This window comes from Streptomyces sp. AA4 (assembly GCF_000158875.1).
Classification (GTDB): Bacteria; Actinomycetota; Actinomycetes; order Mycobacteriales; family Pseudonocardiaceae; genus Amycolatopsis.
Genome location: NZ_GG657746.1, coordinates 3562694 through 3585308, shown reverse-complemented (window position 1 = coordinate 3585308; position 22615 = coordinate 3562694). Strand labels below are relative to the sequence as shown.

The following is a 22615-nucleotide window of genomic DNA, read 5'->3' as shown; positions in this document are numbered from 1 at the left end:
GGCGTCTTCTCTTCTCTGCGGGGAAGGGGAAGGAGCGGGTGCCCGCCGGGAAACCGGGCGGGCACCCGCGCGCTCAGCTGCGGTTGATCGTGAACGTGGTCGTCGTGTTCCGGATGTCCTGGTCGTTGTCGCTCAGCGTGAGCCCGGTGAACGTCGCCGACCCGACCGCCGGGCCCTGGCCGGGTTCGGGCAGTTCGTTGGCCCAGATCCCGATCCCGGACTTGGCGTCGAACTCGTCGCCGCTGCGGTGCGCCCCGCTGATCGACACGTTCGCCAGCACCGTGTCCTGGACCGGGTTCTCCGGCTGGCTGCCGTCGTATTTGGCCTGGAACATGACGCCGCTGTAGGTCGGGCTCTGGATGTCCACATCGGACACCCGGATGCCGCGGAACTCCTTGGACGCGGAGAACATCCAGATCGCCGGGAACGTCTGCTTGCCCCAGAAATGGCCGCCGGTGCGGACGAGCGTGGCATTCTGGACCGTCGTCGGCTGCGGCCCGAACCCGAGGAACGGGTAGCCGAAGTCGAGCGAGCTGAGCGTGATCCCGGAGTACGTCAGCGTGTCCGCGATGTAGAGGTTCCGGAAGGTGTTGTTGTACCCGCCGTACACCGCGATGCCCGCCGCGCGCCACGGGAGCAGCACGGTCAGGTTCTCGAACACGTTGTCGTACTGGTTGCCCTGATTGATGTCCGTAGCGGCGAACAGCGCGAAGCTGTCGTCGCCGGTGGACCGGGCCTCGTTGTTGGTGACGTGGTTGCCGGTGCTGCCGTTGGTGAAGTTGACGCCGTCGGCGAACGTGTCGCGGATGCGGGAGTTCTTCACCGTGGAGTTGTCCACATTGGTCGCCCAGAGCAGGCACATCTGGTGCTCCACCCAGATGTTGTCGATGGTCATGTTCGTGACGCCGGTGAAATTGAAGACCTTGCCCGGGCCGTCGATGCGGGACGTGTAGTTCCCGAACACGGCGAACCCGCTGAAGGTCGACCCGCTCGCGCTGGCCTGCGCGTCGAAGCCGATGTCGGTGTTCTCCTGCCCGGACGGCGCGGTGAACCTGGTGAACCACGGTCCGGCGCCGAGCACCGTGACCGGTTTGCCGTAGACGGTGACCTTGCCGGTCATCGGGTACTGCCCGGCGGGGAGGTAGACGCCGGTGAGGTTCGGGTCCTGGCGGACCTTGTCCAGCGCGGCCTGCACGTCCTGCTGGGTGAACCCGGCAGGGACCGCGTAGTGCGCCGGGTCCGGGTTCGCGGTCGCGGCGGCCAGCTCGAAGTTGACGAAGTCGATCGCGTAGTTCGAGGTGTTCGCCGCGTCCTTCTGCAGCTTGATCTTGTGGCCGGCGGGCACGGTGGCGCCGAGCAGCATGCTGGCCTCGTCGTAGATGTGCCGCGCCGGCCCGGCGCCCGGCGAGTTCTGCGGCGAGGCTTCGGCGCCGTAGAGCCACGCGTAGTGCGAGGTCAGGTCGATGGCCTTGAGGAACGTGCCGTCGACGTACACGTTCAGCGTCGCGTTCTGCCCGCCGCCGCCCGCGGCGTCCGGAATCGAGAACCGGGTGACGAGCGTGTTGGTCGCCGCGCGGGTGGTGAACTCGACCGAGGCGCCCGTCGAGTTCAGCGTCACGGCCTTGCGGCCCGACGCTTCTCCCGCGAGGTCGCCGATCGTCCGATTTGGACCGATCACGGTCGCACCGCCCGCGACGACACCGTCCTCAGCTTCGTACATGTCGTACGGCATGTTGGCGCCGCGGCCGACGAACAGCGGCTGGGTGCTGGTGTTGTTGCTCTGCTTGGCGGGCAGCTCGTTGGCGTCGTTCGCGACGACCGTCTTCACCGTGTACCGGCCGTTCGCCGCGGTCCAGCTCCCCAGATCCACTGACGCGGTGGCTCCGGGCGCGATGATCCCCGCCGAGGAACCGCTCAACGTCTTGACGACCGTCCCGTTCTGGTCGGAGATCGTCACCGTGACGCCGTGGGAACCGTCCGCGGAAGCGACCGTGCCCTGGTTGCGCAGGGTCGCGGTGAAGTTCACCGCGTTGCCTGCCGCCGGGTTGTTCGGCGACCACGCCGTAGCCGCGACGAGGTCGGAACTCTGCACGGGGCTGACGACCAACGGCGTCGAGCTGGTGTAGGAGTTGTTGTCCTCGTTCTGTTCGACGACGGTGTTGGCCTCGTCGACCTTCGCGGTCACGTCGTAGCTGCCCGCGTCCCGGGTGCCGATGTTCGCCGACACCGTCGTGGAAGCTCCGGCCGCGAGCGCGCCGACCGCCGCCGTGCCGACCTTCGTCTTGCCCAGGTACAGATTCACGTCGGTCGCGCCGGAGGCTGCCGTGCCGATGTTGCGGACGGTCGCCGACACGGTGATCGCGTCGGTCTCCACCGGTTTCTGCGGCGTCCACGACACGTCCGAGACCGTCAGGTCCGGGTTCGGCGCGGGCACGCCGAAGACCTGGAACTCCGCGGCCTGACCGCCGCCCGCCCCGGAGTTGGCGGTGAAGCGCAGGCGGACGTCGCTGGCCCGGCCGCTGACCGGGATCGTCACGGTGTTGCCGCTCGCCGGGTCGAAACTGTACGTCTGCGCGGGCGCCAGCGTGGTGAAGTCGGTCGCGCCCTGGTCGCGGCCTTCGACGGCGATCGTCTGCGTCCGCGCGCTCCACGCCGGGTCCGGGTTGAGTTTCACGACGACCCGGTCGAGGTCGGCGTGCGCGCCGAGCGCCACGGTCAGCAGGTTCGGATACGCCCCGCTGCCTTCCCAGTACGTGGTCACCGAGTCGTCGTTCGCGTTGGCCGCGACGTAGGTCTGCTGGGTCGACGACGCCGTGATCGGCTTGTGCAGCGCCAGATTCGTGCCGCTCTGGGTGCCGTTGCGGGTGACGGTGTTGCTGTTCGCCGACTGGTTGCCCGCCGCGTCGCGAGCGCGCACGTAATACGCGACGCTCGCGCTGGCCGGCTGATTGTCGGTATAGGTCAGCACGTCCCCGGCGACGCTGCCGCGGAGCTGGCCGTTGGCATACACGTCGTAGCCGGTGACGCCGATGTTGTCCGTGGACGCCGACCAGGTCAGCCGGATCTGGCCGCTCGCCGGCTCGGTGTAGGCGAGGTTGCCGGGCGCGGACGGCGGCTGCGTGTCGCCGCCCGCCGGGCCGTGCACCTCGAACTCGGACAGCTGCGCGGCGGGCCAGCCGGTGTTGGCGGTGATGGTCAGCCGGACGTACCGGGTGCTGCCGGTGACGTTCACGGTGACGGTGTTGCCGGTCGCCGGGTCGAACCGGTAGCCCGCCGAAGGCACGAGATCGCTGAAGCTCGCGCCGTTCGCGCTGCCCTGCACCGCGAACGTTTCGGTGCGGGCCTCCCAGTTCGCGGGCAGTTTGAGCACGAGTTGCGCGACGTTCGTCGCGGTGCCGAGATCGGCCTGGATCCATTGCGGGAACTGGTTGTTCGTGCTTTCCCAGTAGGTGGCCTGGTTGCCGTCGCCGACGTTGGACACGGGATAGCCGGGCAGCTGGCTGCTGGCGGTGTACGTCGCGGTGGCGGCTTGGGCGGCGGGCTGGACAGCTGCCTTGGCGGCGAGGGCGGGCGCGCCGTTCGCCGGCCAGGCGGGTGCGGTCAGGAGCAGGGACAGGGCGGCGATCGCGGCGCGCGCGAGCAGTCGCTTCGTTCTCATGGGTTTCCTCTGATCCAAGGAGGAGGGAGACGATTCGAACGGGAGCGCCCCGCGTGGCGCGGGACGGCGGGGACCAGGGAGCGGACCGGCGGGAAGACCGGGGTCCGGGGGCGCACGAGAACAGCGCGGAGCAGTCGGCATGGCACCTCTTCGTTGAGGCTGGGCAGACGCTTGCCGCGATTGCCCGGGATGTCGTCAGGTATTTTCACTGATTCGTTCAAGAATTACAGCCCACTGCTGCGGCGAAGTCAACATCGTTCGTCGATCCGCCGCGCGTTCGACCAGCGGTTTCGTCGCGAGAGCAAGCGCCGCGCGCGTCTCGTCGGAAACTTGCGCTGGTTTGCGGTAACTTTCACTCATGACACGTCGTCTTGCCGAAGTCGCCCGCCAGGTCGGGGTCAGCGAAGCCACGGTCAGCCGGGTGCTCAACGGCAAGGCCGGGGTGTCCGCGAGCACCCGGGCCGCCGTGCTCACCGCGCTGGACGTGCTGGGCTACGAGCGGCCGACGCAGCTCCGCGGCGAGCGGGCCCGGCTCGTCGGGCTGGTGCTGCCGGAGCTGCAAAACCCGATTTTCCCGGCGCTGGCCGAGGTCATGGGCAACGCGCTGGCCCAGCAGGGCTTCACGCCGGTGCTGTGCACGCGGACCGCGGGCGGGGTGTCGGAGGCGGAGTACGTCGAGATGCTGCTGCAGCAGCAGGTGTCCGGCGTGGTCTTCGCCGGCGGGATGTACGCGCAGGCCGACGCCGTGCACACGCACTACCACCACCTGGCGGAACGCCGGCTGCCTACGGTGCTGATCAACGCGGCCGTCGACCACCTCGGACTGCCGCAGGTCTCGTGTGACGACGCGGTCGCCGTCGAGCAGGCGGTCGGGCACCTGAGTTCCCTCGGCCACGAGAAGATCGGCCTGGTGCTGGGACCGAGCGACCACGTGCCGTCGCAGCGGAAGCTCGAGGCGTTCCGGGAGCACGCCGCGAAACTCGGGCTTCCAGTGTTGGACGAGCTGGTGGAACACGGGATGTTCTCCATCGAGGGCGGACACGCGGCCGCGGCGCGGCTGTACCCGCGCGGCGCCACCGCGGTGCTGTGCGCGAGCGACCCGCTGGCCCTGGGCGCGATCCGCGCGGCCCGGCGGCAGGGCTTGTCCGTGCCGGGCGACATTTCGGTGGTCGGCTACGACGACTCCGCGCTGATGAACTGCACCGACCCGCCGCTGACGACGACGCGCCAGCCGATCGAGGCGATGGGCCGCGCCGTGGTCGAACTGCTGGTGAAACGCATCAACGGCGGCGAGGTCGCGGTGGAGGAGCTGCTGTTCGCGCCGGAGCTGGTGGTGCGCGGCTCCACTGCCCGCCGGACCGCATGAACCACAGACCTGACTGTTCATAAGTTGCAGTTTCTCGTCGAGTTCTTGCGCACTCGGCTCTCGCGGCTCTAGGGTGACCGCCGTCACCTGCTGTGCTCCCCCGCGAGATGAGGCTTGAGATGAGCAGACCCTGGTCCCCCGCTGTTCCCCGCCGGACGTTCGCCCTGCTCGCCGCGGCGGGCCTGGCGCTAGGGACAACCGCGTGCGGGAGCGGCGGCGATCCGGGAAGCTCCGCCGGGGGCAAGGTGACGATCACCGTCACCGGCCAGCCGCCGACGAGCCAGCCGTTCGAACGCGGCGTGTTCGACGCCGACGTCAAGGAATTCGAGGCGACGCACCCGAACGTCAAGATCGAACCGCACGAAGGGTTCATGGACCCGAAAACGTTCGGCGCGAAGCTCGCGGGCGGACAGCTCGAGGACGTCTACTACGTCTATTTCACCGATCCCGCCCAGATCATCGCCCGGCACCAGGCCGCGGACATCACCGAGGCGGTCAAGAACGTCCCGCACGTCAACGATCTCAAACCGGAGTTGCTCGACAACTTCCGCGGCCCCGGCGGCAAGCTTTACGGCCTGCCCACGATGAATTACACGATGGGCCTGCTCTACAGCCGCCCGTTGTTCCAGAAGGCCGGGCTCGACCCGGACAAGCCGCCGCAGACGTGGGACGAGGTGCGCGCGGCCGCGAAGAAGATTTCCGCGCTGGGCAACGGAATCGTCGGGTACGCCGACTACAGCAAGAACAACCAGGGCGGCTGGCACCTCACCGGCTGGCTCGCGTCGATGGGCGGCTCCGTCGCGCGCAAGGACGGCAGCAAATGGGTCGCCGACTTCGACAACGAAAAGGGCAAGGCCGCCCTGAACCTTCTGCACGATCTGCGCTGGACTGACGATTCCATGGGCAGCAAGCAGTTGCTCGAGGCCCAGGACGTGCAGCGGATGATGGGCGCGGGCCAGCTCGGCATGTACATGGCCGCCCCGGACAACGTGCCGGTGCTCGTCAAGCAGTTCAACGGCAAGTACGAGGACTACGGCATCGCCGGGATGCCGGACGGCAAGGGCACGCTGCTCGGCGGCGAGGGCTACATGATCAACCCGAAGGCGTCGCCGGAGAAGATCAAGGCGGGCCTCGAGTGGATCCAGTGGAAATATCTCAACCCGGACCGCTTCGAGAAGCACATCAAGCAGTACGTCGACGGCAAGCAGCCGGTCGGCCTTCCCGCCGAGCCGACGCCGGACGTCTGGCAGGGCGCGGTACGCGACCAGCAGCTGGCGCTGAAGGCCAAGTACGCCAACGTCCCCGCGAAGAACTACCAGTCCTATGTGGACTCGACAAGCAAGATCAAGGGCAGCGTCGAACCGCCGAACGCCCAGCAGGTCTACGCGATCCTGGACAGCGTGATGCAGGCAGTGCTCACCGACCGGAACGCGAACATCGACCAGCAACTCTCGTCCGCCGCGGCGAAGGTCACCAGTGTCCTCGCCCAGGTCAAGTAGCCTGCTCGCCTGGCCCGCGACCTCCTCGTCGCCGGCCAGGCGCCCGGCCGCCTCCCCCGCCGCGCGTCGCCGCGCCCGGCTGCGCCGCAAGCTCGAGGAGAACCTCACCGCCTACGGCCTGCTCTGCGCCGCGCTCGTGGTGTTCGCGATGTTCTCCTGGTACCCGATCGTGCGCGGGGTGCTGCTCAGCTTCCAGCAGGTCGACTTCGTCAACCCGCCCACGTGGGTCGGCCTCGACAACTTCGCCCGGCTGTTCGCGGACCCGCTGTTCGGCGTCGCCTGGCGGAACACGCTGCTGTTCACCGGTCTCGCGCTGGTTTTCGGCTTCGCGGTCCCGTTCCTGACCGCGGTGCTGCTCAACGAGATGCGGCACGCCCGCGCGTTCTTCCGGCTCGCGGTGTACCTGCCGGTGATGCTGCCGCCGGTGGTGACCGCGCTGATGTGGAAGTGGTTCTACGACCCGGGTTCCGGCCTGTTCAACTCCGCGCTCGGCGCGGTGGGCCTGTCCGGGCCGCAGTGGCTGGATTCGAGCGGCACCGCGATGCTGTCGCTGGTGTTCGTCTCGACGTGGGCGAACATGGGCAGCACCACCCTGATCTACCTGGCCGCGCTCGGCACGATCCCCGGCGAACTGTACGAGGCCGCCGAACTCGACGGGGCCGGGATGTGGAAGCGGCTGCGGCACGTGACCTTCCCGCAGACCCGGTTCGTCCTGCTGATGCTCCTGCTGCTGCAGATCGTCGCGACCATGCAGGTGTTCACCGAACCGTACGTGATGACCGGCGGCGGCCCGGACGATTCGACGGTGACCGTGCTCCTGCTGCTCTACCGCTATGCCTTCGTCTACAACGACTTCGGGTCGGCGAGCGCGATGAGCCTGCTGCTGTTCCTGGCGCTCGGCGTGTTCTCCGCGCTGTACGTCCGGCTGACCAGGAAGGCGGACCAGGCATGAGGACGCTCGTCTCGCCCGGCGCGCTGCGCAGCCAGCGCGGCAAGGTGGTCTACGGCGCCGTTTTCGCCTGCACGCTCGCGGTGTTCGTGCTCGCCTTCCTGTTCCCGCTGTACTGGGCGGTGACCGGGGCGATGAAGACGCCGCAGGAGCTGGCGCAGACGCCGGCGACGCTCGTCCCGCACGAATGGCATCCGGAAACCTTCGGCGAGGCCTGGGACCAGCTGAACCTCGGCAAGTACTTCCTCAACACCCTGGTCGTCGCGGGCGGGGCGTGGCTGGCGCAGATGGCCATCGACGTCCCCGCCGCCTTCGCGTTGTCGAAGCTGCGGCCGAAGTTCGGCAACGCCGTCCTCGGGCTCATGCTCGCCACGCTCATGCTGCCCGCTGCCGCGCTGCTGGTGCCGACCTACGTCACCATCAGCGACCTGCCGCTGCTGCACCTGAACCTGATCGACTCCCCCGCCGCGGTCTGGCTGCCCGCCGCCGCGAACGCGTTCAACGTCTATGTGCTGAAACGGTTCTTCGACCGGATCCCGGACGAGCTGATCGAAGCCGCCCGGCTCGACGGCGCGGGACCGGTGCGCACGCTGTGGCGGATCGTGCTGCCGATCTCGCGGCCGATCCTGGCGGTGGTGTCGATCCTCGCGGTGGTCACCGCGTGGAAGGACTTCATCTGGCCGCTGCTGGTGTTCCCGGACAGCGGCAAGCAGACGCTTTCGGTGATGCTGCAGCGGGTGGCCATCGACATGCCGCTCAACGTGCTGACCGCCGGGATGGTGCTCGCCAGCGTGCCGATGGTGGCGCTGTTCCTGGTGTTCCAGCGGCAGATCCTCGCCGGGCTCACCGCCGGCGGGCTCAAGGGCTGAACCGGTCGTACCACTGGCTTTCCCCACCCCGAGGAGGGTTTTTTCCGTGACCGCATCGCGAAGACAAGACAGCTGGTGGCGCACCGCGGCGATCTACCAGATCTACGTCCGCAGTTTCGCCGACGGGAACGGCGACGGGGTCGGCGATCTCGCCGGGGTCCGCGCGCGGCTCGACCACCTGGCGGCGCTCGGCGTCGACACGCTCTGGTTCACCCCGTGGTACCCGTCGCCGATGGACGACGGCGGCTACGACGTCGCCGATTTCCGCGGCATCGACCCGCTTTTCGGTTCTCTCGCCGAGGCCGAGGCGCTGATCGCCGAGGCGCACGGGCGCGGCCTGCGGGTGATCATCGACATCGTCCCGAACCACTGCTCCGACGAGCACCGCTGGTTCCGGGAAGCACTGGCCGCTGGCCCCGGTTCGCTTGAGCGGCAACGGTTCTGGTTCCGTCCGGGCCGCGGACCGGACGGCGCCGAGCCGCCGAACAACTGGAAGTCGCGCTTCGGCGGATCCGCGTGGACGCGGGTGCCGGACGGCGAGTGGTACCTGCACCTCTACAGCTCGCGGCAGCCGGATTTCAACTGGGACAACCAGGACGTCCGCGCGGAGTTCGAGGACATCCTGCGGTTCTGGTTCGACCGCGGCGCGGACGGGTTCCGCATCGACGTCGCCGACGGGCTGGTGAAGGACGCGCGGCTGCCGGACGTCGCCGACGGCGACGAGACGCCGTTCTCCGACCAGGAGGGGCTGCACGAGATCTACCGGTCGTGGCGGAAGATCGCCGACAGCTACCCGGGCGAGCGCGTGCTGGTCGGCGAGATGTGGCTGCCGGACATGTCCCGCACCGCGCGGTACTTGCGCCGCGACGAACTGCATTCGGCGTTCAACTTCGATTTCCTGGTCTGCCCGTGGGACGCGGCGCGCTTCCGGGAGGTCGTCGAACGGACGCTGGAAGCGCACGACGCCGTCGGCGCGCCGCCCGCCTGGGTCTTGTCGAACCACGACGTCACCCGGCACGTCACGCGGTACGGCCGAGCGGGCGACACCGGGTTTTCCTTCGCGGACCGGCTGCACGGCAGCTCGGTGGATCTGGTGCTGGGCACCCGCCGCGCCCGCGCCGCCGCGCTGCTGACGATGGCACTGCCCGGCGGGATGTACGTCTACCAGGGCGAAGAGCTGGGACTCTGGGAGGTCGAGGACATTCCCGCCGAGCTGCGGCAGGACCCGGTGTGGGCGCGCACGAACGGCGCCGACCCCGGCCGCGACGGCTGCCGGGTGCCGCTGCCGTGGTCCGGCGGCGAACCGCCGTTCGGCTTCGGCCCCGGCGGCGCGTGGCTGCCGCAGCCCGCGGAATGGCAGGCGTACACGGCGGAAGCGCAGGCGGCGAATCCGGCGTCGATGCTCAGCCTCTACCGCGCCGGGCTGCGGCTGCGCACGGAACTCGCCGGGGAGCTGGAGTGGCTGCCGCTCGGCGACGACGTGCTGGCCTTCCGCCGGGGGCCGGGGTTCACGTTCGTCCTCAACTTCTCCGGATCGCCGGTCCCGCTGCCGCCGCACGCGGAGATCCTGCTGGCCAGCGACCCGGTGACGGCCGAGCTGCCGACCGACACGGCGGTCTGGCTGCGCTCCTGACCCTCGCTCGCGGAAAGCCGATCATCCCCGGGGTGGTCGGCTTTTCGCGCTGCCCCGCTGAGCGGAATCTCCTTGACAGCACTCCGGTGCGCGCCGACGATGATTCATCAGATGTATCGGCTGTTTGCCCGCCCCGATTCCCTTGATTATCGAGTTACCCATTAGCCTCGTCGGCCACGCGGGCCCTTTCCCGACGGCGAAGCGTGGAACGACCGTCGCGGACCATGGCCCGCGACACAGAGCCTGATTTCGCGCATCACCAATTCGATTAACGACTTGAATCAGCCACTGCGATCGCCAACAGTACCGCGGGTTCGATCAGCCAGCCGTCTTCCGGATCTGAGCCGATACAGGTTCGGAGCCGCTCCGCCAAGGACGCACCGCCGTGCAGGCGGGCCCACTCCAGCGCCTTCTCTTCAATATCCGGCTTCTCGTTGACGACGGTGACAAGATGCTCCGCGTAACCCGCAAGAAATTCTGCCACCACTTCGACCTCATCGAACTCTTCGACTGCGGAGCCGTCCAGCAACCCGATCAACTGGGGAGCGAACCGATCGTCTTTTATCGCCATTCTCACCGTCATCATCGCACTGATGCCACGCAGCTTGGCCAGCTCGGAATCATGATCAGGGGGAGCCTCGCCCGGATGTGCGATGATGTACTTTTCTACCGACTCCAGAAAATCCTGACGGTCTTTTTTCGCGCGAAAACTTCCATCAAGCCGCGGCAAGGGCGCGTTGTCGCGCAGATATGCGTTCGACCAAGCCGGATGAATTCTTGCCAGCTCGAACATTTTCTCCATCTCAGCATTTAGTTCGCGGACGTCATCAGCGGAGAAAACCCTGTCACCTGGCTCCATGGGACGACCGCGTTCAGCCTCGAACTCGCGTTCAAGACTTTTCAGCGAGATGCTTGTAATCGGTCCCAGTGACATGACTTCGCGGTCGCGGCTCCTGACCGCGGAGTGCCCGAACTCGAGCGCCAAGATCACAAAATCGGTGCCTGAATCGCTGTGCCAGCGCTGATCCTCCCTGCTCGCGGAACGCAGAAAGGACGGAAACGTGAACAAGCGGCTGATCGTCGATTCGATGTCTAGGTCGCGCACCGCGGCTATCATGATCGTGTCGACAACAGGAATCAGGGAGGACGCTTCGTCAAGTCCGTGCGCCCAGGCGAGTGCACGCGCTGGCAACTGCTCGACCGGCTCGTCGTTGGACGCGACGAGTGCAGCATACAAAGCGATTAACAGCTTAAAAGCGCCGTTCGGTGCGCTGTAGCCGACATGTTCTAGCAGCCGCAGTCCATCGCGTAGCCGTTCGACACAACTGTCGCGGCACCCAACTCTGGCATCCGGCCTCGCGCGGAACAGCTTGGCGCTCTCGACGGCCTCGGCGGACGGAACGGGGAGCACGAGATCTTCCGGCGGACCGCTGCGGAATCGGCCGTCAGAAAGCAAGGCGGCAGGCCGAAGCTCCGCGGCTAACGTTCGCTGGTTGGGTTTCGTGTGCTCAAGGCGAGCATTCAACAGCACGAGGGCGGTCGGAGCGTCGATGGGCAGATCGTGCCCCTTGCTCAACTTCACCGCCTCCGTCACGAGACACTCGACACCTCCCCAGTGCGGCGTCTCCCGAAGCTTCCGGAACCAGGCGGTCCGCGCATTGCCGAAGTCAGCCGCGTCTCGAAATCTTTCAGGTAGCGCGGCACCCAGGAAGACCAAGTCGAGCGGGTCCACCGCCCCGTACCATTCGGGCCCGTCGCCTTCGGCGTGAGCGAGGACTACCGTAGAGCAGCCCAGGGCATAGGCGGAGGCCAAGGTAAGTCGTCCGGACATGCCGGCGTCGACCAGCCTGTACATGGCGTTCTTGGCTGCTTCGCTTTCCGTCGAGGCCCCGGCCGAGCCGACCTCAGAAGAGCCAGGACGCGGTCCCTTGCCCGGCCGGCCAGCTCGTTTGCGTTTCGCGCGACTCGCCTTGCCCACGAGTGGTGCCCCCTCCGGATGCAACTGGTGCTCGATCACTGTCGCACCGGCTATGGTACTGACAGGCGGCAGCGAAACTCTGGGACAGACAACGGAGGGGAATGTCTGAAGGAAACGTGGGCGACGACCCAGCGCGAAACAACGTCTCTGGCGGCGTCTTTCACGGACCGGTAGTTCAGGCTCGCGATATCGCCGGTTCGGTCATCGTGACTGGGAAGCCTGGTGCCTCCAACCTGTGGACACGCCCGGAGAAATGGCCGCTGGCACGGGACTGGAACCCCATATCAGCGGGCACGCACTGGGCGCGGTCGCTCCCCGACGGCGACAACGTTCCGCCCTATATCGAACGTGATATTGACGTGACGTTACGTGAGGCGGTAGCGGCAGCCGGAGAAACCGGCGATCTGGTTCTGCTCGTCGGCAACTCCGCAGCAGGCAAGACCAGAGCAGCGTTCGAAGCAATCCAGGCCGTGCTCCCGGAACTCAGGGTCGCAACCCCCGTGACCGCCGCCGAGGTGCTCGCGACGACAGAGACCATCGAGAGAGCTGGCGTCCGCTGCCTCCTGTGGCTGGACAATGTGGATCTGCACCTGAAATCTGGTGCGGTCGACCAGGCTACTCTTGAGGATTGCCGACGGTTGCGGGTCCCTGTCATCGCGACGATTCGGGTGAATCGGTACAAATCTTTCAGCGACGCCGCAGGCAGCTCGCTGGCCGACGGGGTCGATCCGGCGTTGGCCCAAACCGCCCGAATCGGTGCCCGCGTGCTCGAGACGACCGAGCCGATTGTGCTCTCCCGCATCTGGAGCGCCGCAGAGCTTGAGCGGGCAAGCGCCAGCACCGACGAACGGGTCAGAGACGCGGTGGCGCATCACGGTCCCCATGGAGTCGCCGAGTACCTCGCGGCGGGTCCGGCAATCTGGTCGGAGTGGCGGCGTTCTGTCGACGTCGAGGGCAAGCCGCGGGGTGCTGCTTTGATCGGGGCGGCGATCGACCTCGCCCGCGCGGGCTTGCCCGGCCCGTATCCGCAGGAATTGCTCGCCGAATTGCACGAACATCATCTGGAGGCCATGGGCGGCGTCTTGCTTCGTCCGGAACCGCTCGACGAGGCCTTCGCCTGGGCAAGTGAAATCCGGCTCGGCGTCACCAGCCCTCTCCTTCCCGCAGCCGGAGGGATGTGGCGCGTCTTCGACTACCTCGTCGACCGCATGGAAAGCCTCGAGCCCTGCCCTCCGGTTCCCGACGTCGTGTGGCCGCATGCCGCGCGAGCCGCTGACCCTGCCGACCTGATGGGCGTGGCGACCGCTGCGGCCGAAGCAGCGACACGTGTCTCCTTTCGAATTGCGGAGGAGATCTGGCGTCCTATCGCCGCAGCCGACGCTGGGCCAATCTCTGCTTTGGCGCTGTTCAATCTCGGAGTTCTGTGCAGCGAGGCTGATCGTCCGGAGGAATCGATCGAACTCTTCAAACACGCCGCAGACCGCGGAGAGCCCCGGTCCGCCTTCAACCTGGGCGTGCTCGCTGACCGGGCAGGAGACAAGGCTGCGGGACGATCGTGGACCATTCGAGCCGCGGAACTCGGATACGGGCCCGCTTTGTTCAGGCTTGGCTTCGCAGCAGAGGAACAGGGCCTTCTGTCCGAGGCCGAGGACTGGTACCGGCAGGGTGCGGCGCTGGGGGACCACCAGTCAGCGACAAATCTCGGGAAGATCTTGAGCCTTGCCTGCCGAGAAGAAGAAGCACAGCAATGGTTTCTTCGCGCGGCGGAGGAAGGTGACGAGATCGCCACCTTCAACATCGGCCTGTTCCACCACGAAGCCGGACGGCTCGACGAGGCCGAACGATGGTACTTGCTGGGCATCGAACGCGGATCCGCCGAAGCCGCCAACAACCTGAGCAATATTTACAAGAATGCGGGCGACCAAGCCGGTGCGGAAAGATGGTTGCGCCATGCCGCCGACGCCGGATACCCGGGTGCAGCTTTCAACCTCGGCCTGCTGTACGAGGAGTCCGGCCAGCCCCGAGAAGCCGAATCATGGTTTCGGCGCGCCGCAGACAACGGACACCTCCAGGCTATCCATGCGCTCGGCAGGATCCGCTTGAACGAGGGTCGGCTCGACGAGACGATTTCCTGGCTTCAACGAGCCGTTGACCTGGGTGACCGCGAGGCGGACGGGATCATCGGCGACCTTCTCCTCGATCTCGGGCGGACCGAAGAAGCGGTCCCGCATCTGACTGTCGCGGCCGAGGCAGGCCATCAAGATTCGGCGTTCAATCTCGGCACGATCTACGCGAACAACGGCGAAGTGAACGAGAGTGCACACTGGTATCGCCAAGCAGCGGAAGGCGGGGACGCCGAAGCTGCAGCGAATCTGGCTGATGTGCTGTTCCGCGCCGGTCGCGTCGCCTCAGCTGTGTGGTGGAGCGGCCGCGCCGGCGATCTGCGCGCAGCAGCTGCCGAGAGCTGATCCGCACCCACCGCTGCCGACTCCTCCCGGGCACCTCCGTCCAACGCCCGGTCCCGGCCCTCGTTGACGCACTGGTTCCGCCTCCTCCACGGAGCGATCCACGCCCCGCTGAGCGGTACTTCCCACCTCCGTCCGGCCCAGCCTCCTTGACGCCAACTCAGCGCACCCCGATGATGATTCATCAGATGTATCGGCCGAATCCCCGCCCCGATTCTCTTGATGATCGAGAAACTTCCGTCAGGCATCGGATCACTGGACTTCACCGTGGAGGTTCCATGACGACCTATCCTCGTCGGCACGCGCTCGGCATGGCACTCGGCGGCGCGGTGCTGCTCGGGACGGCGGGCACCGCCGCGGCGGCGAACGGGCCAGCGCAACCGGTGGTCACGGACGGCTCGGGAACCCCGGTCGTGCCGCCGCCACCGCCGGTGCCCGTCTCCCTCGAGACCTGGTTCGACAACGACGGCATCGACTCCGCGAACGCGCACGACGGGAACTTCGACGGTTCCGGCTACACCTTTCCGGCGGAGCAGATCCCAGCGGGCAGCACGGTCACCGCGGGCGGCGTGCCGTTTCTGCTCGGCTCGGCGGCCGCCGGGGCGAAGAACAACGTCGTCGCGCTCGGCCAGCGCATCGATCTGCCGAAAGGCCGGTATTACGGTGCCGCGTTCCTCGTCGCGTGCAGTTACGGCGGCACCGGGGGCAACGCGACCGTCCACTACGCCGACGGCAGCACCAGCACCGCCGCCCTGTCCGGCTCCGACTGGTACGGCTCCGGCGGCGCCGTCGTCTCGACCTTCCGCTACGGACCGGGCGGCGTCGCCGACCAGAACCCGGTGTCGATCGGGACCGCGCAGGTGTGGATCGACCCGGCGCGGGAGGCGGTCGCGCTGACCCTGCCCAAGACCGCCCCGCCGGCGGCGAACGTGCCGAGCCTGCACGTGTTCGCATTGACGCTGCAGCCGATCGCGCAAGGCCGTTCGGCCACCGTGCTCGACGCCCGGGCGACCGCGAATCTGCTGCAGGACGGCGGTCCGCAGGCGGTCGAGGCGACGGTCGTCAACACCGGCACCGTCTGGCTCGAAACGCGCGACCGGATCACCGTCACGCTCGACGTCCCGGGCGGCCGGGTGCGCACGCCCGCGCCGATCCCCCGGCTGGCGCCAGGCGAGCAGACCACGGTGCGGCTCGGCCTCGTCCCCGATCGCGGCCTGCCCGCCGGAACCCCCGCGACCGGCCGGATCCGGGTGCTCGCCGACCGGTCGACGATCGCCACCCGGACCCTGCCGGTGCCGCTCGGCATCCCGGACTTCCGGCCGACCGACGCGTCGCTGTCCGCGCACCGCGCGCCGTATTGGTTCTGCGACGCCAAATTCGGGATCTTCATCCACTGGGGCGTGTACTCGGTGCCCGCGTGGGCCCCGGTCGGCCAGCAGTACGCCGAGTGGTACTGGAACAACCAGCAAGACCCCAACGGCCCGACGTACGCATATCACGCCAAGACTTACGGCGAATCGTTCGTCTACGACGACTTCATCCCGAAGTTCACCGCTGCCCGGTTCGATCCGCGTTCCTGGGTGCAGCTGATCGCGGACGCGGGCGCGCAGTATTACGTGCTCACGTCCAAGCACCACGACGGATTCGCCTTGTGGGACACCAAAGTCAGCGGCCGCAACGCGAAGAAGCTCGGGCCGCGGCGGGATCTCGTCGCGGACCTGTTCGCCGCGTCGCGCAAGTACACGCCGGGCCTGCGCAACGGCCTGTACTTCTCGCTGCCCGAATGGTTCAACCCGGACAACCCGTGGATGGGCCACGCGCCGCGCAATCCGTACACCGGCGCGCCGCTGCCCTACACCGGCTACACCGCCGGACGCGATTTCGTGAAGGATCTCCAGGCCCCGCAGGTGCTGGAGCTGATTTCCGGCTTCGACCCGGACGTGCTGTGGTTCGACATCGGCGGCGTGAACGACAGCCGTGACGTGCTCACCGAGTATTTCAACCGGGCCAAGAACCGGCGTCGCCCCAAGGACGTCACGTACAACGACCGCGGCGGCATCCCGGACCACGACTTCACCACGCCCGAATACACGACGTACCCGAACACGGTCGTCGCGAAGTGGGAATCGAGCCGGGGCCTGGATCCGTTCTCGTACGGCTACAACCGCGCGACGCCGGACGACAAGTACATGACGACCGACGACGTGGTGCACACGCTGGTCGACGTGGTGTCGAAGAACGGCAACTTCCTGCTGGACATCGGCCCGGATTTCGACGGCACCATCCCGGCGGTGATGCAACAGCGGCTGCGCGAGACCGGAGCCTGGCTGCGCACCAACGGCGAAGCGATCTACGGCACCACGTACTGGTCACGGATGGCCCAGCTCGGCGACCTGCGATTTACGGTGCAGCCGGGTTCGGCGTTCTACGTCCTGTCGCTGGTCGCGCCCGGCGCACAGCTCGTGGTCGACGCGCCGGTCCCGATCCGCCAGGGAGACCGGGTGAGCCTGCTCGGTTACGGCGGCCCGTTGCACTGGAGTCAGAGCGACGGCCGCCTGGTCGTCGACGTTCCGGCGGCGGCGCGGGCGGCGGGGAAGCACGTGTGGGTGTTCAAAGTGGACTGGCGCTGACGCTGGCCGGGGCGGGCCGCGACGGGCCGCCCCAACACCCGCTCGCCCGGTCTTGCGCCCGGGCCGCCACGTCGGCGTCCGAGCAGAACCCGCGACCGCTGCGCTTCAAGCACAACAGACCCAGCAACCGTCCGCTCTCGTCCACCACCGCGAGCCTGCGCCGGGACATCCCCCGCCACGTCGCGTGCAGGTCCGCTTCCGGAGCCGCCACCCGGCCGGTCAGCCGACCCGCCTCGGAGGCCGGAAGCGCGTCCGGCAGCCCGTCCAGATCCGGCCGTTCCACGACGCTCAGCAGCGTTCCCCGCGCGACGACCAGCGCGGCATGCACATGGTCGTCGGCGAAGAGCGCGCGCACCTCGCCGACCGTCGCCGACGCGTCGAGCACCTTCGGCGCCCGGAGCATCGCTTCGGCGACCGTCGACGCGCCGCGGAAATCCGGGGCGGTCACTGCGGGTTGTTCCACTCCGCGTCGGCCTGGTCCTCGGCCTTCGTGCGTTCGCGCGCCAGCTCCAGGGCCCGCCGGGCGGTGGCCTCGTCCGGGTACGGGCCGAGCCGGTCGACGCCGCGCGACTGGCGGCCGCGTTCGACCTCGTTCGTGCGGGTGTTGTAGTACCATTCTTCGGACATCGTCAGCTCCCCTGTGCCTCGATCGAACGCGCCGCGTCGACCCGCAGCGCCTGCATCGCGGTGACCAGTTCCGCCAGGTCCCGCGGGTCGGTGAGCGACCGGTCGGTGAGTTCCCGGATCCGGCGCAGCCGGTACCGCACCGTGTTGGCGTGGCAGTGCAGGACCTGCCCCGCGCGTTCGGACGAACCGCCGTGCGCGAAGTACGCGTCCAGCGTCTCCAGCAGCACGTCGCGTTCCTCGGCGGGCAGCTCCAGCACCGCCCCGAAGACCTGCTCCCCCAGCCGGCGGCCCTCGTCCGGGTCGTAGGCGACGAACGCGGCCAGCGGGCTCGGGTCGAACGCGCGGACCTCGCTCCGCTCCGGCGGGATGGCCGACAGCGCCGTCCGCGCCAGGTGGACCGCGCGCGGGGTTTCGGTCAGCGAGCGGAACATCGGGCTCACGCCGGTGCGGGCCAGCGCCAGTTCGCGCAGCAGCGAGAGCAGCGCGTCGTACTGGTCCTCGCGCAGCGACACCACTCCGGCCTGCAGCGTCGGCGAGAGATGCCACGCCGACACAATGCCGAGCCGCCCCAGCCGCCGCTCGACGCCGACCAGGCTCTCCTCGGCCAGCCCGCGCGTCTCGGCGGCGACCACGGTCAGCTTGCCGTCCAGCGACAGGCCGAGCAGCCGGCCCGCCTCCCACGGCCCGGAATCCGCCCCGCGCGCGCCGGTCAGCAGCGCCTCGGCCAGCGCGGACCGCCGCCGCTGCTGCGCGACCAGCAGTTCCGCGCTCGCCGCCCGGTACGCCTCGGTCACCCGGACCGCGTGTTCGTCGGTGACCTGCCACAGCTGGCTCGCCACGTCGATCAGCACGTCGGTGCTCCCGGTCTCGCGGGCGCGGCCGACCAGCAGGTCCCACAGCATCGCGCAGGCGATCCGGTACACCTGCAGCACCTCGGGCAGCGGCGCGCCCTGGTGCGCCCGGCGGCGGCCGGTCTCCTTCGGCGCGCGCTGGTCCGGGGCCTGCCCGCCGCCGAGCGCGTCGACCATGAACCGGAGGTTCACCGCGATCGAGCGGCGCAGGTCCGCGCGCGGGACGATCTTCTCGTCCCGGTACATCCCGATCCGCTCGCAGCTCGCCGCGCAGACGTCGTCGATCAGCCGGGGCAGCCGCTCCCCGGCCCAGTCGACGAGGTCGGTCAGGGCGGCGGTCCGCACAGCGTTTTCCTCCCGGTCGGCCACGTCCGGGATGCTACCCGCGCCCCGCGGCGGCCGCCCGGGCGGATTCCCTCCGCGGAAAACCGGGCGACTATTTCCCGCGCAATTTGTGGGCCGCCACAGAAATGATTGTCGCGGCCCACACCAGGCCGGTTCGCATTCCCCTCCCGGATGCCCGGAACGCGCCGCCGTGCTTGAATCGGAAGGGAAGCACACATGCGGGCGAGAGGGTTGCGGTGGACGAGCGACGCGAGGACCAGCCGGAGTTCAAGCCATACCACCATCCGGCAGCGGGCTGGGGCGCGGCGAAAAGCGTGACGCAGTTCCTCGTCCGGGAACGGGAACTCGTCGCCGGCCCGCGCGCGATCGTGAAGATGAATCACGAGAACGGCGGATTCGACTGCCCGGGCTGCGCGTGGCCGGACGACACCAAGGGCCTGCATCTCGACATTTGCGAAAACGGGATCAAGCACGTCACCTGGGAGATGACGCGGAAACGCGTCGGCGCGGAATTCTTCGCCGCACACCCAGTGTCCGAACTGGACGGGTGGAGCGACACCGCGCTGGAGGCGCAGGGCAGGCTCACCGAGCCGCTGCGTTACGACGAGAAGACCGACCGGTACGTGCCGATCTCGTGGGACAAGGCGTTCGAGCTGGTCGGCGCGACGCTGCGCGGCCTCGACTCCCCGGACCAGGCGGCGTTCTACACGTCCGGGCGGCTCGGCAACGAGGCGACGTTCCTGTACCAGCTGTGGGCGCGGGAGTTCGGCACGAACAACCTGCCGGACTGCTCGAACATGTGCCACGAGGCGAGCGGCCGCGCGCTGCAGGCCGCGCTCGGCACCGGCAAGGGCACCGCGGACATCCACGACTGGGAGCAAGCCGACGCGCTGTTCATCATGGGCGTGAACGCGGCGTCGAACGCGCCCCGGATGCTCACCGCGCTCGCCGAAGCGCACCGCCGCGGCGCGCAGATCGTGCACGTCAACCCGCTGGTCGAGGCCGGGGCCACGCGCACGATCATCCCGCACGACTTCGTCCGGATGGCGACCTTCCAGTCGACCCCGACGTCCACGCTCAACCTGCAGCCCCGCATCGGCGGCGACCTGGCGTTCCTTCGCGGGATGGCAAAAGCGCTGCTTGAGATGGCAGAGACCGATCCTGGCGCGATCAACTCGGAGTTCCTCGAGACCTATACCACGGGCGCCGAGAAGTACCGCGTCGTCTGCGAAACGACGTCCTGGGCGGAGCTGGAACGGCAGTCCGGGCTGACCGAGGCCGAAATCCGCGCGGCGGCGAAGATCTACCGCGACGCCGACCGGTCGATCATCAGCTGGTGCCTCGGCGTGACGCAGCACGAGCACGGCGTCGACACCGTCCGCGAGATCGTGAACCTGTTGCTGCTGCGCGGAAACATCGGCCGCCCCGGGACCGGTCCGTCGCCGGTGCGCGGGCACAGCAACGTGCAGGGCAACCGCACCTGCGGCATCGACCACCGCCCGGCGGCGGAGTTCCTCGACAAGCTCGCCGAGGTCTGCGGCATCGACCCGCCGCGGCACCACGGGCTCGACACGGTCGGCACGATCGAGGCGATGCACCGCGGCGACGTGCGCGTGTTCGTCGGCATGGGCGGCAACTTCGCGCTCGCCGCGCCGGACACCCCCTATACCGCGGCCGGGCTGCGCAAGTGCGAGCTGACCGTGCAGGTCAGCACCAAGCTCAACCGCAGCCACCTCGAACACGGCAAGCAGGCGCTGATCCTGCCCTGCCTCGGGCGGACGGAGAAGGACTTCCAGACGGGCGGGCTGCAGTCGACGTCGGTCGAGGACGCGATGAGCATGGTCCACCTGTCCACCGGCATGAAGAAGCCCGCGTCGCCGCACCTGCTGTCCGAGCCCGCGATCATCGCCGGGATGGCGAGCGCGACGCTGCCGGAAAGCCCGACGCCGTGGGCGGACTACGTCGGCGACTACGACCGGATCCGCGACACCATGGCGCGGGTGCTGGACGGATTCGAGGACTTCAACACCCGCGTCCGCGAACCCTTGGGTTTCCGCATCCGCCAGGCCGCGCGCGAACGGGTCTTCCACACGCCGTCCGGACGCGCCGAGTTCTCGACCGCGGAACTGCCGGACGTCGTCCCCGCCGTCGGCACGCTGGCGCTGGGCACGATGCGCTCGCACGACCAGTGGAACACGACGATCTACTCCGACGACGACCGGTACCGGGGCATCAAGAACCTCCGGACGCTGGTGTTCCTGAACGCCGAGGACATGCGGGACCGCGGGCTGAGCGAATTCGACGAGGTCGACATCACGGCCACGGCGAAGGACGGGACGAAACGCTCGGTGCGGCGCTACCGGGCGATCCCGTACGACATCCCGCGCGGCTGTGCGGCGGGGTATATGCCGGAGATGAACGTGCTGTGCGCAATCGGTGACTACAGCACGCAGAGCGATCAGCCGTTGATGAAGCACTTGAAGGTCACCGTCGAGCGCTCCGGTTGAGCGTCGCGGTCCGGCACGGGGCGCGGACCAGCACTGCTGCCCCGATGCCCGCCGCTGCCCAGCCGCGCCGTCCGCAGCGTCGCGGGAGCCGCGGGCGCGGCCAGCACGAAACCAGAAGCACCCGAAGGCCCCGATCACACGCTCCGCCTGACCGCCGCGCTCCGGCACGGGGCGCGGACCAGCACCGCCGCCGCGATGCCCGCCGCCACGCCGACCAGCGTGTCCGCCACCCGCGCCGTCAGCAGGGTCGCGGGTGCGGCGGGCGCGGCCAGTTCCGTCATGACCAGGATCAGCGGGGTAAAGAAGCCCAGCGCGATTCCGTAGTGGCGGGACATGAACAACTCCGTCGGGAACAGCAGCACGATCACCGCCAGTGCCAGCGGCGCGGCGCCAAATCCCGGCAGCAGCAGCAAAGCCGTCACGACCAGTCCGGCGAGAGTCCCGAGGACGCGGTGCGCGCTGCGGTCCAGCACGCTGTGCAGGCGCGGATGCAACCGGCTGCGCGGATCGGCCGCCGCGAGTGGCACCGCGGCCGAGGCCATCGCCCAGTTCGCGTGGTCCACGCCGAGCAGCAGACCGACCGCGCCCGCGGCGGCGATCGCCAGTGCGTAGCGGGCGGCGTGCACCAGGGCGCAGGCCGCACCGCATTCCGGTGCGCAGGTTGACGTCCTCGGCGCGGGCGGGCGTTCCGGGCCGGTCAGTCCAATGAGGACACATCCGGCGATCGTGCCCGCGCACAAGGCGATTCCGGCCCACGGTTCGACTCGTCCGGCGGGCACCAAGGCGATCGCGCCGAGGGCGAAGATCCCGAAGAACGGACCGCGCGGGCTCAGATCCAAGCGATTCGTCACGAGTGCGCAGCCGAACGAGAACGCGGCCTCGGTGACCACCAGCAGCCACGGCGGCGCGTGGCAGGCCGACAGCAGCACGCCCAGCGAGACGCCGCTCAGCAGCACTGCACCCGCCTGCAGCTGGTGCCGGAGGCGGAGTGCGCGCGACTCGGCGCGGCCGTACATTCCGGTGAAAGAACCGAACGCGGCGAAAATGATCAAATCCGGACGGCCCGCCGCGAGCAGTGCCAGCCCCGGAATGAGCAGCCCGGCCGCGACGCGTCCCGCGTGCCACCATTCGCCGCCGTCGAACGAGCGCGCGGCTGCGGCCGAGGTCGCCACCGGCACCCTGTCCTCCGCTTGATCGTCTGCCGTGAAGTCACCGGGATCGGCCGGTCATCCTACGAT

Annotated in this window: 15 protein-coding genes; 8 read left to right on the top strand and 7 right to left on the bottom strand. The window is 68.6% G+C overall.

Annotation, left to right across the window (positions count from 1 at the left end):
- Window positions 1-73: 73 nt before the first annotated feature.
- Window positions 74-3658 (bottom strand): CARDB domain-containing protein, encoded by a 3585-nt coding sequence (locus tag SSMG_RS16500; RefSeq protein WP_037713901.1) that lies wholly within the window; start codon window positions 3656-3658, stop codon window positions 74-76.
- Window positions 3659-3853: 195 nt separating this feature from the next.
- Complete coding sequence (locus tag SSMG_RS45400; RefSeq protein ID WP_158688043.1) at window positions 3854-4018, bottom strand: hypothetical protein; 165 nt, start codon at window positions 4016-4018, stop codon at window positions 3854-3856.
- Between SSMG_RS45400 and SSMG_RS16495 the strand changes: the two genes are divergently transcribed.
- The 5 genes from SSMG_RS16495 (at window position 4017) to SSMG_RS16475 (ending at window position 9974) form a co-directional block, all read left to right on the top strand.
- Window positions 4017-5024 (top strand): LacI family DNA-binding transcriptional regulator, encoded by a 1008-nt coding sequence (locus tag SSMG_RS16495; RefSeq protein WP_009077642.1) that lies wholly within the window; start codon window positions 4017-4019, stop codon window positions 5022-5024. The two genes, SSMG_RS45400 and SSMG_RS16495, sit on opposite strands and share 2 nt — an antisense overlap.
- A gap of 119 nt (window positions 5025-5143) precedes the next feature.
- On the top strand, window positions 5144-6523 hold the full coding sequence (locus tag SSMG_RS16490) for an ABC transporter substrate-binding protein (protein WP_037713899.1): 1380 nt from the start codon (window positions 5144-5146) through the stop codon (window positions 6521-6523).
- A 79-nt stretch (window positions 6524-6602) separates the two neighbouring features.
- Entirely contained in the window at window positions 6603-7475 is an 873-nt protein-coding gene (locus tag SSMG_RS16485) for a carbohydrate ABC transporter permease (RefSeq protein WP_286157050.1), read from the top strand.
- Window positions 7472-8341 (top strand): carbohydrate ABC transporter permease, encoded by an 870-nt coding sequence (locus SSMG_RS16480; protein WP_009077636.1) that lies wholly within the window; start codon window positions 7472-7474, stop codon window positions 8339-8341. The genes SSMG_RS16485 and SSMG_RS16480 overlap by 4 nt, the downstream gene beginning before the upstream one ends.
- 46 nt (window positions 8342-8387) lie before the next feature.
- Window positions 8388-9974 (top strand): alpha-amylase family glycosyl hydrolase, encoded by a 1587-nt coding sequence (locus tag SSMG_RS16475; protein ID WP_009077635.1) that lies wholly within the window; start codon window positions 8388-8390, stop codon window positions 9972-9974.
- A gap of 268 nt (window positions 9975-10242) precedes the next feature.
- On the opposite strand, the gene SSMG_RS16470 is transcribed toward SSMG_RS16475, so the two are convergent.
- Entirely contained in the window at window positions 10243-11991 is a 1749-nt protein-coding gene (locus tag SSMG_RS16470; protein ID WP_009077634.1) for a hypothetical protein, read from the bottom strand.
- Between the two features lie 77 nt (window positions 11992-12068).
- On the opposite strand from SSMG_RS16470, the gene SSMG_RS16465 reads away from it, so the two are divergent.
- Window positions 12069-14420, top strand: coding sequence for a tetratricopeptide repeat protein (locus SSMG_RS16465; protein WP_158688042.1), 2352 nt, complete (start codon window positions 12069-12071; stop codon window positions 14418-14420).
- 275 nt (window positions 14421-14695) lie between these two features.
- Entirely contained in the window at window positions 14696-17047 is a 2352-nt protein-coding gene (locus tag SSMG_RS16460; protein WP_037713892.1) for an alpha-L-fucosidase, read from the top strand.
- On the opposite strand, the gene SSMG_RS16455 is transcribed toward SSMG_RS16460, so the two are convergent.
- Genes SSMG_RS16455 through SSMG_RS16445 form a run of 3 tightly spaced genes read right to left on the bottom strand, consistent with a single transcriptional unit; the run spans window position 17028 to window position 18894 of the window.
- A complete protein-coding gene (locus tag SSMG_RS16455; RefSeq protein WP_037713891.1) occupies window positions 17028-17495 on the bottom strand; it encodes a CBS domain-containing protein in 468 nt (155 codons plus the stop codon). The two genes, SSMG_RS16460 and SSMG_RS16455, sit on opposite strands and share 20 nt — an antisense overlap.
- The gene (locus tag SSMG_RS16450; protein WP_037713889.1) at window positions 17492-17674 is read right to left on the bottom strand and encodes a hypothetical protein; all 183 of its coding nucleotides are present in this window, start codon (window positions 17672-17674) and stop codon (window positions 17492-17494) included. Before SSMG_RS16450 ends, SSMG_RS16455 begins: the two co-directional genes overlap by 4 nt.
- A 2-nt stretch (window positions 17675-17676) precedes the next feature.
- Complete coding sequence (locus SSMG_RS16445; RefSeq protein WP_009077629.1) at window positions 17677-18894, bottom strand: CdaR family transcriptional regulator; 1218 nt, start codon at window positions 18892-18894, stop codon at window positions 17677-17679.
- A gap of 212 nt (window positions 18895-19106) precedes the next feature.
- Here SSMG_RS16445 and SSMG_RS16440 point away from each other — a divergent pair, with 212 nt between their 5' ends.
- A complete protein-coding gene (locus SSMG_RS16440; RefSeq protein ID WP_037713886.1) occupies window positions 19107-21377 on the top strand; it encodes an FdhF/YdeP family oxidoreductase in 2271 nt (756 codons plus the stop codon).
- Window positions 21378-21511: 134 nt separating this feature from the next.
- On the opposite strand, the gene SSMG_RS16435 is transcribed toward SSMG_RS16440, so the two are convergent.
- Window positions 21512-22555, bottom strand: a complete 1044-nt coding sequence (locus SSMG_RS16435) for an FUSC family protein (protein WP_009077622.1) — start codon at window positions 22553-22555, stop codon at window positions 21512-21514.
- Window positions 22556-22615 lie beyond the last annotated feature (60 nt).

Coding starts and splice junctions, on each gene's coding strand:
- SSMG_RS16500 (WP_037713901.1), bottom strand. CDS start 3,658: ATGAGAACGAAGCGACTGCTCGCGCGCGCCGCGATCGCCGCCCTGTCC.
- SSMG_RS16495 (WP_009077642.1), top strand. CDS start 4,017: ATGACACGTCGTCTTGCCGAAGTCGCCCGCCAGGTCGGGGTCAGCGAA.
- SSMG_RS45400 (WP_158688043.1), bottom strand. CDS start 4,018: ATGAGTGAAAGTTACCGCAAACCAGCGCAAGTTTCCGACGAGACGCGC.
- SSMG_RS16490 (WP_037713899.1), top strand. CDS start 5,144: ATGAGCAGACCCTGGTCCCCCGCTGTTCCCCGCCGGACGTTCGCCCTG.
- SSMG_RS16480 (WP_009077636.1), top strand. CDS start 7,472: ATGAGGACGCTCGTCTCGCCCGGCGCGCTGCGCAGCCAGCGCGGCAAG.
- SSMG_RS16460 (WP_037713892.1), top strand. CDS start 14,696: ATGACGACCTATCCTCGTCGGCACGCGCTCGGCATGGCACTCGGCGGC.
- SSMG_RS16450 (WP_037713889.1), bottom strand. CDS start 17,674: ATGTCCGAAGAATGGTACTACAACACCCGCACGAACGAGGTCGAACGC.